Raw genomic sequence first — 17,505 nt, forward strand, 5'->3', positions numbered from 1 at the left:
CACGCTCCACCTCCGTTGCGCTGGGCGGCTGAACGCTCGGTGTACCGGGCGCCATGGGGCCCGATCTTCGATGGCCGATCTACCGGTTGCCCGGGGACCGTTGAATGGTCGGAAAGGGATCTCGATGCGCTTGGGTCCACGGCCTTGTGGCGACCAGGTCTCGAATGGGTCCCCAGACCCATTTCGAGGCCCATCAGGGGCCTGAAAGGGCGCGCTGCCCTCCCGTGAGATGTCCACCGGATGCTTAGGTATATCTCGGAGATACCCGAGCGCCCGGCGGGTGGCATGCCGCGATCGGGACGGACCTGCCGCGCGATGGTCTCGACCCGCCGGCGCTCGAACCTGTCCTGCGCGTTCAGGACGCGGCCGGGTTGGAGGGGGCGAATGTATAAGGGATTGGTCGTCGCGGCGGTGGTCCCGGCCCACAACGAGGCGGAGCTGATCGGCAAGACGATCTCGAGCATGCCGGAGTTCGTCGACCACATCGTCGTCGTGGACGACGCATCGACCGACGAGACCGCCGAGCGGGTGGCCGGCGAGAACGATCCCCGGGTCGTCCTGGTCCGGCACGAGCGCAACACCGGTGTCGGCGGCGCGATCGTCGACGGCCACCGCGCCGCCGTGGGCCTGGGGGCCGACGTGAACGTGGTCATGGCCGGCGACGCTCAGATGGACCCCGACTACCTGCCGGCCCTGCTCGATCCCATCGCCGATTCCGGCTACGGGTTCACCAAGGCCAACCGCTTCTTCGCCCGCTCGGGCCTGGTCGGGATGCCACTGTCGCGGTTGCTGGGCAGCACGGTGCTGTCCTTCGCGACCAAGCTCGCGAGCGGTTACTGGAACCTCTTCGATCCGCAGAACGGCTACACCGCGATCACCCGCGAGTCGCTGGCGCGTCTCGACCTCGGACGCCTGGCCTCCGGGTACGCGTTCGAGAACGACCTGCTCATCTGGCTGAACATCACGGGCGTGCGGGCCAAGGACGTCCCGGTACCGGCGGTCTACGGTCAGGAGGTCTCGGGAATGCGCCTGCACCGGGTGATTCCGCAGATCGGCAGGCTCCTAGTCTTCGGGTTCTGGCGGCGCATCGTCCGCAAGTACGTCGTGCCGTCCTTCTCACCCGTCGCGCTGATGCTGTTCACCGGTCTGTTCCTGTGCCTCATCGGGGCGGTCATCGGTGTCTGGGTGACGCTGCACAGCCTGGGGACGGCGACGGCGAGCGCCGGTACGGTGCTGCTCGCGGTCGGCCCCCTCCTTGTCGGGATCAACATGCTGGTGCACGCGCTGACCCTGGACATCCAGGCGACGCCCGACTGAGGGACCGGTGCGCCGGCGTTCGGAGCCCGCCGTCCGCGGCGCTCCCGGATCGCGATCCTGGTGGGCGTTGGGCCCACGGGCCCATGCGAGGGGTGGCGTCCGGCGGCTTCAATTGGGCCCATCATGCGGCTCCCCGATGAAGACCCCGATGACCCGTCACCCTCCGTCACGCCTGAGCACGCCGCTGGGTTAGAACCGGACGGCACGCGAGCATCGCAATCGGCTCCGGGTTCGGGTTCGGCGCCACCTGAGATGCCGGACGTCGTGCTGCCCGCCGTCCCGTACGCCGTCTTCGAGCAGGAACGGGCCGCACCACCCCCGGTGCGGCGCCACGAGCCGTCGGTCCCCTTCGCGCCCCGCGAGCCGGCCGACGAAACCACCGGTACGTTCCAGCCGGGCCACCCCGTGCCGCCGGAGCCGCAGCAGGCGGAGGCGCCGGCGCAAGACACGGCCTTTTCGGAAGTGCCTTCCTGGACGTATGCGAGCCCGCTCCCGATACAGCTCCCGCAGATCCCTCCCGCCGCACAGCCGGGGCCCTACATCCCTGCCGCGCCCACTGACCCTGCCGCGAGCACTGGCCCTGCCGCGCTCGCCGGCCCCGCCGCGCCCGCTGTCCCTGATGCGTTCGCTACGCCGCCCCCACCGGTCGAGCAGCCGATTCCGCCGGCGGCCCCGCCCGTTCCGATGACGGTCGCCGTTCCCCAGCCGGTATCCGCGGCACCGGTGCTGCAGGGAATGATCGCGCTGGCGCCGCCCGGGCCGTCGCTGCCGCCGACCGCGCACAGGCAGAGGAAGCGGCCGCCGGTCTGGGCCCTGATCGTGGTGGCGGGAGTGCTGGTGGCGGCGACGGCCGTGGCGGTGGTCGCGCAGGTGACCGCGGGATGCGGCGGTACGGTCCGGCTGAACGTGGCGGTGGATCCGGCGGTGGCACCTGCGGTGAACGCGGTGGCGCGGCGGTTCAACGCTGAGAAGCACGAGGTCGACGGCGGTTGTCTCCAGGTCGTCGCCGGCAGCGTTCCGTCGCCTGGGATGGTGACGTCGCTAGGTGGTGACCAAGGTGGCGTGAAAGCCGACGCGTACGTGCTCGATTCGTCGATGTGGCTCACCGTCGTCGGGCAGGCCGCCCGACGGACCGGAGCCGCGGCACCAGTGAAGGTGGCGCAGGTCGCTGAGTCACCCGTGGTCTTCGTACGGCCGAAGGGAGCGATGCGGGGCCCGCTGTCGTGGCAGGGGCTGGCGCAGGGGACGGGTGGGCACATGTTGCGCATCGCTGAGCCCCAGCACAACGCCAGCGGCATGGTCGCGTTGCTGATGGCGCGGCAAGCGGCCGGCGACGGGGAGAAAGCGCTGGCCGGATTCACCAGGATCCTGCAAGGCGGGCAGGGGAGCGTGGCGCCGCATGCCCTCGCCGCATTGCAGGGGCTCGGCGCGGGCGGCGGCGGGCGGACCCCGGTGGTGGCCGTTCCCGAGCAGGCGGTCTGGGCGGCCAGGGCCTCTCATTTGGAGACCCTGATGCCGACGGACCGTACGCTGAGCCTGGACTTCCCGATGGTGGCGGCCTCGAAGGAGAAGGCACAGGCGGCACGCGGGTTCGCGGCCGCCATGCGCTCGGCGGCAGGGCGGGCGGAGTTGGCGAAGGTCGGCCTGCGGGCTCCTGGGGGAGCGCCGGTGAAGGCCATCTCCGACGTCACGGGGCTCGCGGGAGCGGCCGTCGATGCCGGGCCGGGCGCGCAGCGGTCGGTGCTCGAAGTCCTGGAGATGTGGCGGCGGATGCGGCTCGGCACGCGGATGCTGGCGCTGATCGACGTGTCCGGCTCGATGAACGAGGTCGTGCCGGGGACCGGCCGGACCCGGATGGCGGTCACGGCCGGCGAGGTCAACGGCGGAATGGCGCTGCTGCCGGACACCGCCGAGGTGGGTGTCTGGACATTCGCCACCCGAATGAACGGCGCGCTCCCGTACCGGGAGTTGAGCCCGATGGGCAGGCTGGATGCCCTGGAGGATGGCGGCACCCATCGGGCGGACCTTCAACGGACGCTGGGACAGGTGCGCGCCAAGCCCGATGGCGACACCGGGCTGCACGATTCGGTGCTGGCGGCGTTCCGTTCGGTGAAGGCCGGTTACCGGCCGGACATGCTGAACTTCGTCCTGGTTCTCACCGATGGGCGCCATGACCACGCGGGTGGCATCTCCGAGCAGAAGTTGATGGCCGAGTTGAAGAAGGAGTACGACCCGGCGAAGCCTGTGCAGGTCATCGGCCTGGCGTTCGGACCGGACGTCGATCTGCCGGCGCTGCAGCGGATCGCCACGGTGACCGGGGGCGCCGCGTACCAGATCCAGGATCCGCGGCAGATCCGCGAGTTGTTCAGGCGGTCGGCGGCGTTGAAGATCTGTGACGACCCGCGTCAGTGCCCGACGGGATGAGTGGAACGCACTGTGCTGGTCATTCCGCGGCTCGTGGCCGAGTACCGTACGCGCGACGTCCCTTACTTCGGCAGCGGACAGGTGATCGTCGATCCCTCGGGGCCCGTTCCGCGGCTGCTGGTGCGTACCGGCGAGGCCCTTGTCGTCCATGAGTTGCCCGGCGGGGGCGGAGACGTCGCCGACCCGGTGGCGGTCTTTCCCGGGCCCACGACCGGGCCGGTGGTCGGGTACCGTCCGGTTGCGTACGACCTTTCGCATGCCGTGCTCACCGATGAAGGCCGCTACCAGATGGTCACCCGAGAGGGAGTCCGGCTGTGGGAGCTGCCGATGCCGCGAGTCGATTCGCGGCCGGTGATGTCGGCTACCTGGTGCCGCTCACCGCGGGGAGAGCCGCAGGTGTGGCTGGTCGTCGCCGTCGATCCCGAGAGGGACGGCCAGGTCGATCCGTCGCGCGCCGTCAGCCTTGCGCTCCTCGACACCAGGGGCGCGGAGATCGAGCGGATGGTGGTCCCCCTCGTGGGCGAGAACCAGGGTGTTCTGCCCATTCTGGGGTCGGATGGGAAAGTTGTGGCGATCTCGAATTGCGGGTCCGTGCGGCCCGTGACGTTCACGCTCGGCCACGACGGCCGCACCGTGTCGCTGCTGTCCGAGCGCAAGCTCCTCTCGTACAGCGCTGCGCGGTCCCTGCTGGTCACTGTCGGCCTGGACGATTCCGGCCGGAGGACCGATGTGCGCTGGCATGATGCGCGGAACGGTACGACCGTTTCGGAGCTGTCCTTGGCCGAAATCTTGAGCTCCGAGCCCGATGATGGGCCCTCCCATGTCGATCCGTACATCTCCTGGGACGGTGGCGGACTGATGGACGACGAGTCGCTGCTCGTAATGCTGGAGGACGAGGATCCCTATGAGGAGGGAGGGGACGACTGGCGGGGAATGAGTCACTGGTCGGTGACACGTGGTGCGGGCTGCCATCACATCAAGTATCCGATACCTCTACGGGACTCCCAGCTGTATGACTCGTACCCGTTGGGTGACGGAACGTGGTTGATGGGTGGCCGGCAGGAACTGTATCGCTGGAGCCTCAGGTAAGCCGGCACAGCACAGCACAGCACAGTGCCGTGCTGGTGTCGTCCAGGAACGTTCTCGGGGGCGTTGGGCGGGCGGTTCTGGTGATGGATCTGCTTTACCTTGGCCGTGTGCCGGGTGGTCTTATGGGGCTTGAGGATCCTACGGAGGCGATCTTTCGGTGAGTGCGGAATCGGTTGTCGAGCCATCGGCGTGGTCGTTTCGGGCGGACTGGACGGAGCCGCTCAGGGCGCGGCGGGTCGCGGTGGGGATCGTCGCCGTGGTGGTCGGAGGTCTGATCGCGTGGCGGGTCGGGCTGCGGCCCGAGCTGGTCGCGTTCCTCTACCTGGGCGTCGTCGGTACGGCGCTGGGGTTCGTCGACGTGGCTTTGAAGCGGTTGCCTGACCCGTTGACGCTGTCGTCGTACCCCATCGGTGTCGCACTGCTGGGAGCGGCGGCGCCGTTCGTGGAGGATGGCGGCGGACGGTTCGTGGCGGCCCTGGTGGGGCTGGCGGCGTTGTGGGCCCTTTTCGCCGTCCAGTGGTTCTGCTTTCCCAACGCGCTCGGGTTTGGGGACGTGAAATTGTCCGGGGTGCTGGGCCTCTACCTCGGCTGGTTCGGGACCGATGCTTGGGTGCTGGGCGTGTTCTCCATGTTCTTGCTCGGCGGGCTGTATTCGATCGGGTTGCTCGTGCTGCGCCGGGCAGGGCGTAAGGAGACGATCCCGTTCGGGCCGTTCATGCTCCTGGGGGCTCTCGTGGGTGTGGTGGCGTACGCCTGAGGCGATCGGCGGAGCCTACTTGCAGAGATTCTGGCCCGGTTTGACGCCGCCGTTGATGTTCTTGATGGTCGCCGGGGCGAGCCGGACGCCGGGCTTGCCGATGATGAGCCGGACGCCGTCCTTCGGGGCGTTGGCGTCGGCGGTGAGCTGCGCGTTCGGGACGATCCTGGCCAGTGCGGACGCTTGGGCCTCGGTGGCCGGGGCGTAGGTGATGCGGCTTTCGGTGCCGGCAGGCGCCTTCTCGGCCTTCTTGGCCACCTTGAAGCCGCGGCGCTTGAGCTGGTCGGTGATGCGCTTGACGAGCTTGTCGTCGGCGCCCGCGTCGACGACGGTGACCCTCACCTTGGCGGGGGAGGGGAGGGCCGGTTGCGGCTTGGTGGGCCGGGCCGGCGCGGGGAGGTCGTTGTCGTGCTTGATGGCCTCGAAGAGCGGCCGGGCGGCGGCCTTGTTCCATTGGACGCGGTTGGGGTCGGGGGCGTACCGCTCGACCGGTACGGTGACGAACCGCACCTGACCTGCGCTCATGCCCCGCAGGCCCTCGGCCAGCCGCCGCATGGCGGCCAGATCGAGTTCGTCGTCGGTCGTCATCGATTTGGTGGCGGCCTTGAGGAACTTGTACGTCTTGCCGGGGTCGGTGAGGATCTCGCTGCTGGTGGCCTTGTCGACGACCGAGGCCATGAACTTCTGCTGCCGTTCGATCCGTTCCAGGTCCGAACCGTTGCCGAGGGAGTACCGGGCGCGCACGTAGCCGAGGGCGTCATCGCCCTTGACGGTCTGCTTGCCGGCCTTCAGGTAGAGCTCGGCGCGGGGATCGTTCACCGGCTTCTCGACGCAGACCTCGACGCCGTCCAGGGCGTCGACCATGCGCTTGAATCCGGCGAAGTCGATCTGGACGAAGTGGTCGATGTGGATGCCGGTGAGCGACTCCAGGGTCTTCCACGTACAGGTGGGGCCCGCGTACGCGAAGGCGGCGTTCAGCATTCCGAACTGCGCCGGGACGGTCCCGCCCTTCTCCTTCCTGCAGCTGGGGATCTGCACCATCGAGTCGCGGGGGAAGCTGACACCGACCGCCTGGTCGCGGTTGGGGGACAGGTGCAGCAGGATCGCGGTGTCCGAACGGGCTCCGCTCATTCCGGGGACGGCGTAGCGGGCGTTGTCGCCCGCGCGGGAGTCGGAGCCGAGCAGCAGGATGTTGAGCGACTTGTTCAGTTTCTTCGGACGGTCCGTGCCCAGCTGGGCCTTGGCGTCCTTCTGGTCGATGCCGCCCATGATGTCGTAGTAGAGCCCGGCCGCCCCGGCCCCGGTGGCCAGCAGGAGCACCGCGGCGCCGAGGGCCGTACGGCGGAGGATCTTCTGCTTCCTGGTACGGACCTTGCGCTTGCTCCGTCCGGCCCCCGCGCCGTCTTCAGCGGGTGCCGCGGAGCCGTCCTCGGGGGCGGACTCGCCCGTCGCGCGTTCGGTGGCCGGGGCGGGGGCCACCCTGCCATCGGCAGGAGTGCCGGCGTCGTCCTCCACGCCGTCGCGGCGGGGCTCGTTCTCGCTCATCCGGTCCCGTCTCGGGCAAGCCCTGTCCAGGGCGCGTGCTTTGCGTGGTTCGTCAGTTTAATCGGGGGCGGTTGTGATGTCGGTTTCCTGACCTTCACTTGTTGGATGCCCGATCGTGCCGAACCGTTGCCATCGAACGTGTGATGTGCGCGATGGTTCCAACGGACGCCGGCCGTCGAGGGTGGCGGCGCCGTACGTCCTGATGGCGGCTACCGATGCCTGGAAGCCGCCGGTTTCCGTACGATCGGTCCCGTGAGTACGGGGTGGGTGATCGGCGGGCGGTTCACCATGCTCGACCGGATCGGCGCGGGTGGAGCCGGGCGTGTGTGGCGTGCCTACGACAGCCACCGGGACGACTACTGTGCCGCGAAGCTCGTCCGTCAGAGCGGGCCTACCGTACGGCTGCGTGTGGTGCGCGAACGCGCACTCCGGCTGGCCCACCCGCATGTGGTGACGCCCTACGCCTGGTATCCGGCGGACGAGGACGTGCTGCTGGCGATGAACCTGGTCGGGGGCGGGACGCTGGAGACGCTGCTCGGTGACTACGGTGGCCTGCCGCCCGCGTACGCCGCCGAACTACTGGACCAGCTACTGGCCGCGCTCAGCCACATCCATGCCGCGGGCATCGTCCATCGGGACCTGAAGCCGGCGAACCTGCTGCTGGAACCCAGCCCGGTCGGGGCCCCGCACATCCGGGTGGCCGACTTCGGGATCGCGCTGGGCGAGGACGGCCTGCGCTTCACGACGACCGGATTCACCGTGGGAACGCCGGGCTACCTGGCACCGGAGGTCCTCGACTGGAACCGCCCCGGCCCGGCCCAGGACCTGTACGCCGCCGGGATGGTCTGCTGGCGGATTCTGACGGGCGCGGGGGACCCCGAGTCACGGCAGCGGCTCGGCTCGCCTCCTTCCGGTGTCCCTGGATCCCTGTGGGACGTCGTCGGACGGTTGTGCGCCCCGGACCCCGAGGAGCGTCCGGCCTCGGCCGAGGCCGCCCGGCGGATGCTGGCCGGCTGCGGGCTCGCACTGGATCTGCCGGCCCGTACCCGGGACGGCGAGTTGCTGCAGATCTTCGACCACCTCGGCCCGCCCCCGGCCCTCGACACCTCCCGCCACTAACGGAACACTCCGGCCGTGGGGCCGGAGTGTTCCGTGGCTGCCCGAGTCCGGACGGGGAGCCCGTTCAAGCACGCATGTGCAGGCACCGATGTGCAGGCATCGAGGCCATCGGGCCGGGCGCTGACGGGTCAGTTCTGCTTGGCGGAGATGACGACGCGGCGGTTCTTGGCTCGGCCGCCGGGGTCGTCTGCGCCGGTGGCGGTGGTGTTGGCGGCGACGGGTTTGGTCTCGCCGTAGCCGGTGGCCTTGAGGCGGGAAGGGGAGATACCACCGTTGCGGGACAGCCACACGAGGATGGCCTTGGCGCGCTGCTCGGACAGGCGCTGGTTGGTGGCGGGGTCGCCCTTGGCGTCGGTGTGGCCGTCGACCTGGATGGTGGCGCCGGCGGGCGTCTCCTTCTTGATGGAGTCGGCGATCTTCTTCAGGCCGGCGGCGGCCGCGGGCTTGATGTCGGCGCGGCCGAAGTCGAAGAGGACGTCGGCCTCGATGTTGTAGGCGATCGAGTCGTCGCCCTTGAAGACCTGGCTCCGGCCCGCCGTGTAGGACTTGATGGATGCGGAGCGGACGCTCACGGAGGGGATGCTCACCGACGGGGCGGTGACGGAGGGAACGGTGACGGCCGGAACGCATTCGTTGGCGGCGTTGCAGGTGCGCGGCCGGTAGACGGAGCGACGATGGGCCGAGCGGCGGTAGACCGAGGCGCGGTAGGCGGAGCGCCGGTACGCCGAGGAGACGTACTCGCCCTCCTTGGACGGCTTGAGCTGGCAGACCTCGTCGACATGGACGCCGTCGACCACGGCGCCGTCGGCGGTGGCCGCGTCGGCTGTGACCGGCTCGGCCTTGGCGCCACCCGCGTTGACGCCGGGGACCGTCACCGCCGGGATGGTCACGGCGGGGATCTGGTTGCCCGGGATGTCGATGGCGCTCAGGCAGCCGCCGGGCGCGGGCTTGATGCTGACGCATTGGGCGGGGATGTGCCGGGCGGTGATGTCGACGCCCGGGATGGTGACGGCCGGCACCTTCTGGCCGCCGATGGTCGCCTCGGGGACGTGCACCGGATCGGCGTGGACGGCGGGGACCTCGACGGCCTTGATGAGCTGCCCGCCGTTGGGGCAGCTGGTGGGCTCGGGGCCGGTGGTGGCCGGGGCCGGGGCCGAGGTGGCCGGCCGGGCGGCGGTGGACCGGCCGGGGGTTTCGGGGGAGCCGCCCGTGCAGGCGGTGGCGAGTGTGATGACGCTCGCGATGGTGATCAGGGTCTTCATCGTGTCAGCTCTTCTGGAAGGTGATGTCGACGCGGCGGTTCTTGGCGCGGCCGGCGGGGTCGTCCTTGCCGCCGCTCTCGTTGGGGGCGACGGGTTTGGTCTCGCCGTGGCCCCTGGCCTCGATCCGGGCCGTCGTGCCGTTCAGGACGCGGCTCAGCTCTGCTTTGACCGCCTCGGCGCGCTGGGTGGAAAGGGTCTGGTTGTAGGCGGGGTCGCCGATGCCGTCGGAGTGGCCGGAGACCTGGATCGTGCCCGTCGCCTGCCGCAGCCGCGAGGCGAGCCGCTCGATGCGGCGGCGGGCGGCGTCGGTGAGGGTGGCCTTGTTGAAGTCGAACAGTACGTCGGCGGACAGGCGCACGGTCACCTGGCCGTCGGCGGTCTCCTCCGACTCCAGGGGCAGCACGTACGTGGACAGGTCGATGTCGTGGACGTGGCGGCCGGGGTCGATCGTCTGGATGGACTCGGCGAGCGCGTCGTCGTGGACGACGGGCTCGGCCGCCGCGATGGCCGGCACGGCCAGGGCGAGGGCGAGGACGGCCGCGATGACGGCGGGGCGTCGCATGGTCACCGCTCGACCGGGATGTTGCGGAACATCGGCCACGAGCCGTACTGCACGTCGACCGCCTTCACGTTCTCCGGCGGTGCGGCGAAGGTGTAGGTGTAGTTGCTCGGCTGGTTGTTGCGGGTGTGGACGAAGATGTCGTCGCTCTCCAGCTCCTTGCCGGAGGAGTCCTTGACGACCACGTAGCGCTTGAGGTTGACCGGGTCGATCAGCGAGGTGCCGAGGCCGTGGCGGCCGTTGAGCTCGTACGGGTTGGGCGTCTGGTCGGGGGCGGCGGCGGGCAGCCGCGGCGTCAGCCGCATGGTGAGCGTGGCGAGCCTGCCCCTGGCCTTCAGCCCCATCACGGCGATCTCGATCTTCGCGCCCTCGGCGACCGAGGTGTCGAAGGTGCCGCCGACCACGGGCTTGCCGGCGGAGTCGACGCCGGGCTCGCCGGCCTTGACGGCGGATCCGCTCCCGGATCCGCTCCCGTCGCTCTCGGCCCCGTCTCCACCGCCCGGGAGCCCCGAGCAGCCGGCCAGCAGCCCGGTCAGCGCCACGATCACCGCCGTGCGATGCAGGATCTTCATCTCGGTCCGTTCCTGTCGGTCACATATGCAAATCATCGAAGACATGGCACGATGGTGAAGTGCCTGTGCACCCGAGAAGATAGTATTTGCAGATGCGAATCGTCAAGGGGTCTCCGACGTGAGCGAAACCGTCGTCCGCAACCGGGCGCTGCAGACCGAGTGGTACGGCGAGCCGCTCGGTGACCGTTTCCGCAGGCTGCTGGACCGGCTGGGGCTCTCCCAGTCGGGCCTGGCGGGCGTGCTGGGGCTGTCGCCGCCGATGCTCTCCCAGCTCATGTCCGGCCAGCGCGCCAAGATCAGCAATCCTGCGGTGCTGCACCGGCTGGCGGCGGCCGAGGAACTGGCCGCCGAGCCCGGCTTCGACGAGCTCTCGCCCGCCGATCTCAAGGAGCGCCTGCACCGGATCCGGGGCGAGACCGCGACCACGACCTCGGGGATACGGGTGACGACCGAGCGCGTTCCGGCCCAGTCCCCGGTGCGCGCGCTGCAGTCGCTGCTGCGGACGGTCGCGTCCGCGAACGAGATCGAGCAGGCGGCCACCCTGATCGACGTCGGCTACCCCGAGCTCGCCGAGGTTCTGCGCGTGTACGGCAACGGCCGCACGAGCGAGGCCGAGGCCCACCTGTCCCGCACCCTCGGCAGCTGACGCGATCATGCATTCCGCTACTTGTGTCGATTCCTTCCAGCCATAGCGACTGGTTATGGGGTACGGACGGTGCGGTAGCCGCTCCGGGGCGACATAGCCTGTGGTCAGGCTCACATGGGGGCCTGCCTGTTATGTATGTCACAGCCCTGCTCAAAGGGCGTAGGGTCGCCTCGCTGGAGACGCACACGCGGCGTCACGCGCCCGCGTGCGACCGCGTGCGGCCGCGGCGCGACGGCGGCATATGTGCGTTCAACCGTGGTACGGGGACCCCAATGACCCGAGCTCAGGAGAGCGATCGATGAGCACTGTGGAGGCGCCGGCCAAGGCGCGCGCCCAGATCAAGGAACGTACGCTCCGCAAGGACGACTGGCGGCTCTATCCCATCCTCACATTCGTGTTCTTCACGGCGTGGGTGGTGTACGCGACGGTGCGCGCGTTCTGGGGATCGGCCTTCTTCGTCGAGGAGTACCACTACCTGACCCCGTTCTACTCGCCGTGCTTCAACGAGCTGTGCGGTCCGGCGGCGGAGTTCGGTACGTTCCTGCCGGCCGGGACCAGGGGATGGATCCCGTTCGCGGCGATCTCGCTGCCGTTCCTCCTGCTGTTCCGGTTGACCTGCTACTACTACCGCAAGGCCTACTACCGCTCGTTCTGGCTGTCGCCGCCCGCGTGCGCGGTGGCCGAGCCGCACAAGAAGTACAGCGGCGAGCGGCGCTTCCCGCTGATCGGGCAGAACCTGCACCGCTACTTCTGGCTGGCCGCGGCGCTCATCTCGATCGTCAACACCTATGACGCGATCCTGGCGTTCCACGGCAAGGACGGCGGGTTCGGCATCGGGCTGGGCAGCCTGATCCTGACCGCCAACGTGATCCTGCTGTGGCTCTACACGCTGTCGTGCCACTCCTGCCGGCACGTCGTGGGCGGGCGGCTGAAGAACTTCTCCAAGCACCCGGTCAGGTACTGGATGTGGGGCCAGATCTCCAAGCTCAACGCGCGGCACGGGCAGTACGCGCTGATCACGCTCGTCTCCCTGGTGGTGGCCGACTTCTACGTGATGCTCGTGGCCAGCGAGACGATCTCCGACCTGCGTTTCTTCAACTGAGGGGGCCTGTAGATCATGACTGAGATCGAGAGGCACTCGTACGACGTCGTGGTGATCGGCGCGGGCGGGGCCGGACTGCGCGCCGCGATCGAGGCGCGGCTCCAGGGCAAGCGGACGGCGATCATCTCCAAGTCGCTGTTCGGCAAGGCGCACACGGTGATGGCCGAGGGCGGCGCCGCCGCGGCGATGGGCAACGTCAACTCCAAGGACAATTGGAAGGTGCACTTCCGCGACACCATGCGCGGGGGCAAGTTCCTCAACAGCTGGCGGATGGCCGAGCTGCACGCCAAGGAGGCCCCCGACCGCGTCTGGGAGCTGGAGCACTGGGGCGCGCTGTTCGACCGGACCAAGGACGGCAAGATCAGCCAGCGCAACTTCGGCGGGCACGAGTACCCGCGGCTGGCGCATGTCGGTGACCGCACCGGCCTGGAGCTGATCCGTACCACTCAGCAGAAGATCGTCGCGCTGCAGCAGGAGGACCACGCCGAGACCGGCGACTACGAGTCCCGGATCAAGGTGTGGTCCGAGACCACCGTGACCCGGCTGCTGCTGGACGAGTCGGGCAAGATCGCCGGGGCGTTCGCGTACGTGCGGGAGACCGGCAAGTTCGTCGTGTTCGAGGCGCCCGCCGTGGTGCTGGCGACCGGCGGCATCGGCAAGGCCTTCAAGGTCACGTCCAACTCCTGGGAGTACACCGGGGACGGGCACGCGCTGGCGATGCTGGCCGGCGGCACGCTGCTCAACATGGAGTTCGTGCAGTTCCACCCGACCGGGATGGTCTGGCCGCCGTCGGTGAAGGGCATCCTGGTCACCGAGTCGGTACGCGGCGACCGCGGGGTCCTGAAGAACTCCGACGGCAAGCGGTTCATGTTCGAGTACGTCCCCGAGGTGTTCAAGACGCAGTACGCGACCACCGAGGAGGAGGGCGACCGCTGGTACGACGACCCGGAGAACAACCGGCGCCCGCCCGAGCTGCTGCCGCGCGACGAGGTGGCGCGGGCGATCAACTCCGAGGTGAAGGCGGGCCGCGGCTCGCCGGCCGGCGGGGTCTACCTGACGGTCGTCGACCGGATGCCGGGCGGCGCCGAGGAGATCAAGCGGCGGCTGCCGGCGATGCACCACCAGTTCAAGGAGCTGGCCGACGTCGACATCACCAAGGAGGCGATGGAGGTCGGCCCCACCTGCCACTACGTGATGGGCGGCGTCGAGGTCGACCCCGACACGGGTGCGGCGCTGGTGCCGGGGCTGTTCGCGGCCGGTGAGTGCTCGGGCGGCATGCACGGGTCCAACCGGCTGGGCGGCAACTCGCTGACCGACCTGCTGGTGTTCGGCCGGCGCGCCGGGATGGGCGCGTCCGACTACATCGACGCGCTGGAGGCGCGGCCCGCGCTGCCGGAGGCGGAGATCGAGTCGGCCGTCACCGAGGCGCTGGCCCCGTTCGAGCGCGAGGACGGCGAGAACCCGTACGCGGTGCACGCCGAGCTCCAGCAGACGATGAACGACCTGGTCGGCATCATCCGCAAGGAAGAGGAGCTCAAGCAGGCGCTGGCGGCGCTGGAGAAGCTGCGCGAGCGGGTGGACAACGTCAGCGTCGCGCCGGTCGCGGTGCACGACGGCCGCGGCTACCACCCCGGCTGGCACCTGGCCCTGGACCTGCGCAACATGCTGATCGTCTCGGAGGCGATCGCGCGGGCGGCGCTGGAACGGCAGGAGAGCCGCGGCGGGCACACCCGCGACGACCATCCGCAGATGTCGGCGGAGTGGCGGAAGATCAACCTGATCTGCCGGCTGGCCGGCGACCCGGACGCCCCGCGGGTGGAGCTGAAGCGCCAGCCGGTGGATCCGATGCGCACCGACCTGCTCGAGCTGTTCGAGACCGACGAGCTGAAGAAGTACCTCACCGGCGACGAGCTCCCGGGCGCGGCCGAAGCGGCCGGCGCCGCCGAGCCGGCCGGCGCGACCGCCGCCGACGCCAAGACCGGCAAGGCCGCCAAGACGGGCAAGGCCGCCAAGGCCGGGGACGCCAAGGACGCCGCCGACGAGACCGAGGAGACCGACTGATGAGCTACGACGCCAAGTTCAAGGTCTGGCGCGGCGACGACGGCGAGGGCGAGCTGGTCGACTACACGGTGGAGGTGAACGAGGGCGAGGTCGTCCTCGACATCATCCACCGGCTGCAGGCCACCCAGGTCCCCGACCTGGCCGTCCGCTGGAACTGCAAGGCCGGCAAGTGCGGGTCGTGCTCCGCCGAGATCAACGGCATGCCGCGGCTGCTGTGCATGACGCGGATGTCGACGTTCACGCCGGAGGAGACCATCACGGTCACCCCGATCCGCACGTTCCCGGTGATCCGCGACCTGGTCACGGACGTGTCGTTCAACTACGAGAAGGCGCGGGAGATCCCCTCGTTCGACCCGGGGGACACCAAGCCGGGCGAGTTCCGGATGCAGCAGGTGGACGTCGAGCGCTCGCAGGAGTTCCGCAAGTGCATCGAGTGCTTCCTGTGTAACAACGTGTGCCACGTCATCCGTGACCACGAGGAGAACAAGCCCGACTTCGCCGGCCCGCGCTTCCTGATGCGGATCGCGGAGCTGGAGATGCACCCGGCGGACGTGGCCGACCGGCGCAACATCGCGCAGGACGACCACGGGCTCGGCCTGTGCAACATCACCAAGTGCTGCACCGAGGTGTGCCCCGAGCACATCAAGATCACCGACAATGCCCTGATCCCGATGAAGGAACGGGTCGTGGGCCGCAGGTACGACCCGGTGGTCTGGCTCGGCAGCAAGCTCGGCATCGTCAAGAAGGGACAGGACACTCCCTCGACGTGACAAGGCGGCGGCGGGCGGTGACGAGGCAACGGCGGGCGGCGTGCCCCCGTCGCCGCCGCCCGCCGTACCGCCGTTCCCCATGAACGCCGTAACCCCAGGGGGCGACCACGGGCGAACCCGCGGCCGCACACGCCGGGACTTACTCTCACCCAGTTGAACCGGGGCGAATAGGGAGAAGTTCACACAACGCGTGATGGTTTCGTGATTTCGCTGCCAGTCCCCTGGACTGCGCCTCTCGTTTAGCGTGGTGGCATGACCGCCCTCGAGCCTGGCTCGTTCTTCGCCGAGCTCACTTCCCCGGAGCGCGCCGATCTGGAGCGGCACGGCCGCTTCCGGGAGCTGGGGCAGGGTGACGTGCTGTTCCGCGAGGGTGAGCTGACCACATCGGTCGCGATCCTGTTGAGCGGCCGGGTCAAGGCGTACTCCAACCGCGAGCACGGCGGTGAGGCGCTGCTGGACGTGCGCGGCCCCGGCGCGCTGCTCGGCGAGGTGGCGGCGATCGACGGGCGGCCGCGTTCGGCCACGGTCGCCACGCTGGAGCCGGCCCGGGTGCTGACGCTCACCGAGGAGGCGTTCATGGCCTTCCTCAGCCGGCATGGCCGGGTCTCGGTGATCATCATGAAGATGCTCTGCCAGCGCTGGCGGGACGCCGACCGCAAGCGGGCCGAGTTCGGCATGTTCGACGCGACCGGACGGGTCGCGCAGCGGCTGGTCGAGCTGGCCGAACGGTTCGGCGAGCCGTACGAGCCGTACGAGCCGACCGGCCGGGCCAAGCCGCTCGCCCGCCCGGGCCGGTCGCCCCGTCCCGGCGTTCCAGGAGCTCAGGCACCCCCAGGACCCCCGAGACCACCGGGAGCGCCCGGCCTCCCCGGCCGCGCTCGGAGCGCGGGCATCGACGGCGAGGCCACCGGTGCGAGCGTGCAGATCAACCTGCACCTGTCGCAGGAGGAGCTGGCGAGCTGGGTCGGCGCGTCCCGCGAGGCCGTCAGCAAGGCTCTGGGGACGCTGCGCCGGCACGGCTGGATCGAGACCGGCCGCCGCCGCGTCATCGTCCATGATCTCCAGGCCCTCCGCCGGCACGCCCGCTGACCGATCCGTTCCACCGCGTTCCGCCGCGTTCCGTACATCGAGCCCCTTCCGCCCCACGCGCCCCTTCCGGTACGGGGCGGGCACAGGTCGCTGACCTGGAGGGTCGTACCCTGTGCAGGATGCAGTTGCAGCAGCTCGCCTACTTCGTCGCGGTCGCGGAGGTCCGGCACTTCACCCAGGCGGCCGAGATCCTGCGTGTGGCGCAGCCTTCGCTGTCCAAGCAGATCCGCGCGCTGGAGGCGGAGCTGGGCGCGTCGCTGTTCAGCCGGGCGCGCGGCAACATCACGCTGACCCCGGCCGGCGAGGCCCTGCTGCCGCTGGCCAAGCGCATACTGGCCGACGTCGACACGGCCCGGCTCGAGGTCCAGGAGCTGGCCGGGCTGCGCCGCGGCCGGGTCCGGCTCGGGGCCACGCCGTCGCTGTGCGCGGGCCTGCTGGCCGATGTGCTGCGCCGCTTCCACGACACCTATCCCGGCATCCGGCTGATCGTGGAGGAGGGCGGCTCGCGGGATCTCGTCCGCGATCTGACCCGGGGCCTGCTGGACCTGGCGCTGGTGATCCTGCCGCTGGCGGGCGACCCGCCGCTGGAGACGACCTCGATCCTGCGCGAGAACCTCGTCGTCGCCTCGCCCGTCGAGCACGCGCAGATCTCGCGCCGCCCGTACCTGCGGATCGAGGACCTGCGCAACCGCCCGCTGGTGATGTTCCGGTCCGGGTACGACCTGCGCGAGGCGACGATCGGGGCGTGCCGCGCGGCCGGGTTCGAGCCGAGGTTCGCGGTCGAGGGCGGCGAGATGGACGCGGTGCTGCGGTTCGTCGAGGCGGGCCTGGGGATCGCGGTCGTGCCGAGCATGGTGCTCGCGGGACGGCCCGGCCTGCGCGGAACGCCGCTGGTCCTGGCCGAGGAGCACGATCCCGCGACCGGCGTCCGCACGGCCCGTCCGACCCGGCCGGGCGGCCCTCCGAAGCCGGTACGGCGCGGCCAGCCGGGCCCCGGCCTGCAGCGGACGATCGCGCTGGCCCACCGCAAGGACGTCGACCTCACCCACGCCGCCCGCGCCTTCCAGGAGACCCTGGAGACCTACCTCGTCGAGGCGGCCCTGGGCGGCAGCCTCCCCGCGGGAGTAGAAGCCCTGAAGACCATCATGGGCGATCCCCCCGCACGTTGACTCGTGGGGGGGGGGGGCCGGCGG

The 17,505-nt window shown here is 70.0% G+C and carries 15 protein-coding genes; 11 read left to right on the forward strand and 4 right to left on the reverse strand.

Features of this window, described 5'->3' with window-relative positions; genetic code table 11:
* The first annotated feature begins 384 nt into the window (after positions 1-384).
* From ACH34Q_RS14220 to ACH34Q_RS14235, 4 genes are all read left to right on the forward strand, one after another.
* A complete protein-coding gene (locus tag ACH34Q_RS14220) occupies positions 385-1,317 on the forward strand; it encodes a glycosyltransferase family 2 protein (RefSeq protein WP_395983345.1) in 933 nt (310 codons plus the stop codon).
* A gap of 684 nt (positions 1,318-2,001) precedes the next feature.
* Positions 2,002-3,741, forward strand: coding sequence for a substrate-binding domain-containing protein (locus ACH34Q_RS14225; protein ID WP_395983346.1), 1,740 nt, complete (start codon positions 2,002-2,004; stop codon positions 3,739-3,741).
* Between the two features lie 12 nt (positions 3,742-3,753).
* The gene (locus ACH34Q_RS14230) at positions 3,754-4,830 is read left to right on the forward strand and encodes a hypothetical protein (protein WP_395983347.1); all 1,077 of its coding nucleotides are present in this window, start codon (positions 3,754-3,756) and stop codon (positions 4,828-4,830) included.
* Positions 4,831-5,086: 256 nt separating this feature from the next.
* Positions 5,087-5,587, forward strand: coding sequence for a prepilin peptidase (locus tag ACH34Q_RS14235; protein ID WP_395983348.1), 501 nt, complete (start codon positions 5,087-5,089; stop codon positions 5,585-5,587).
* Positions 5,588-5,602: 15 nt separating this feature from the next.
* On the opposite strand, the gene ACH34Q_RS14240 is transcribed toward ACH34Q_RS14235, so the two are convergent.
* A complete protein-coding gene (locus ACH34Q_RS14240; protein WP_395983349.1) occupies positions 5,603-7,132 on the reverse strand; it encodes an LCP family protein in 1,530 nt (509 codons plus the stop codon).
* A gap of 252 nt (positions 7,133-7,384) precedes the next feature.
* On the opposite strand from ACH34Q_RS14240, the gene ACH34Q_RS14245 reads away from it, so the two are divergent.
* Positions 7,385-8,251: a serine/threonine-protein kinase gene (locus ACH34Q_RS14245; protein ID WP_395983350.1), complete on the forward strand. Its 867-nt coding sequence runs from the start codon at positions 7,385-7,387 to the stop codon at positions 8,249-8,251.
* A gap of 128 nt (positions 8,252-8,379) precedes the next feature.
* Here the strand turns inward: ACH34Q_RS14245 and ACH34Q_RS14250 are convergent, their stop codons facing one another.
* From ACH34Q_RS14250 to ACH34Q_RS14260, 3 genes are read right to left on the reverse strand one after another with little or no spacing between them, the layout of a single operon-like run.
* On the reverse strand, positions 8,380-9,513 hold the full coding sequence (locus tag ACH34Q_RS14250) for an OmpA family protein (protein ID WP_395983351.1): 1,134 nt from the start codon (positions 9,511-9,513) through the stop codon (positions 8,380-8,382).
* A gap of 4 nt (positions 9,514-9,517) precedes the next feature.
* Positions 9,518-10,075 (reverse strand): OmpA family protein, encoded by a 558-nt coding sequence (locus ACH34Q_RS14255; RefSeq protein WP_395983374.1) that lies wholly within the window; start codon positions 10,073-10,075, stop codon positions 9,518-9,520.
* A 2-nt stretch (positions 10,076-10,077) separates the two neighbouring features.
* Positions 10,078-10,644 carry a hypothetical protein gene (locus ACH34Q_RS14260; RefSeq protein ID WP_395983352.1) on the reverse strand — a complete coding sequence of 189 codons (567 nt, stop codon included), beginning with the start codon at positions 10,642-10,644 and terminating at the stop codon, positions 10,078-10,080.
* A gap of 118 nt (positions 10,645-10,762) precedes the next feature.
* Here ACH34Q_RS14260 and ACH34Q_RS14265 point away from each other — a divergent pair, with 118 nt between their 5' ends.
* From ACH34Q_RS14265 to ACH34Q_RS14290, 6 genes are all read left to right on the forward strand, one after another.
* The gene (locus ACH34Q_RS14265; protein ID WP_395983353.1) at positions 10,763-11,290 is read left to right on the forward strand and encodes a helix-turn-helix domain-containing protein; all 528 of its coding nucleotides are present in this window, start codon (positions 10,763-10,765) and stop codon (positions 11,288-11,290) included.
* A gap of 298 nt (positions 11,291-11,588) precedes the next feature.
* Entirely contained in the window at positions 11,589-12,392 is an 804-nt protein-coding gene (locus ACH34Q_RS14270) for a hypothetical protein (RefSeq protein ID WP_395983354.1), read from the forward strand.
* A gap of 15 nt (positions 12,393-12,407) precedes the next feature.
* Entirely contained in the window at positions 12,408-14,453 is a 2,046-nt protein-coding gene (locus tag ACH34Q_RS14275) for a fumarate reductase/succinate dehydrogenase flavoprotein subunit (RefSeq protein ID WP_395983355.1), read from the forward strand.
* Positions 14,453-15,223, forward strand: a complete 771-nt coding sequence (locus ACH34Q_RS14280; RefSeq protein ID WP_395983356.1) for a succinate dehydrogenase/fumarate reductase iron-sulfur subunit — start codon at positions 14,453-14,455, stop codon at positions 15,221-15,223. The genes ACH34Q_RS14275 and ACH34Q_RS14280 overlap by 1 nt, the downstream gene beginning before the upstream one ends.
* A 252-nt stretch (positions 15,224-15,475) precedes the next feature.
* Complete coding sequence (locus tag ACH34Q_RS14285) at positions 15,476-16,312, forward strand: Crp/Fnr family transcriptional regulator (protein ID WP_395983357.1); 837 nt, start codon at positions 15,476-15,478, stop codon at positions 16,310-16,312.
* 119 nt (positions 16,313-16,431) lie between these two features.
* Positions 16,432-17,481 (forward strand): LysR family transcriptional regulator, encoded by a 1,050-nt coding sequence (locus ACH34Q_RS14290; protein WP_395983359.1) that lies wholly within the window; start codon positions 16,432-16,434, stop codon positions 17,479-17,481.
* The last annotated feature ends 24 nt before the right edge of the window (positions 17,482-17,505 follow it).

The organism is Actinomadura sp. 9N407 (assembly GCF_044326315.1).
In the GTDB taxonomy this organism is placed as follows: Bacteria; Actinomycetota; Actinomycetes; order Streptosporangiales; family Streptosporangiaceae; genus Spirillospora.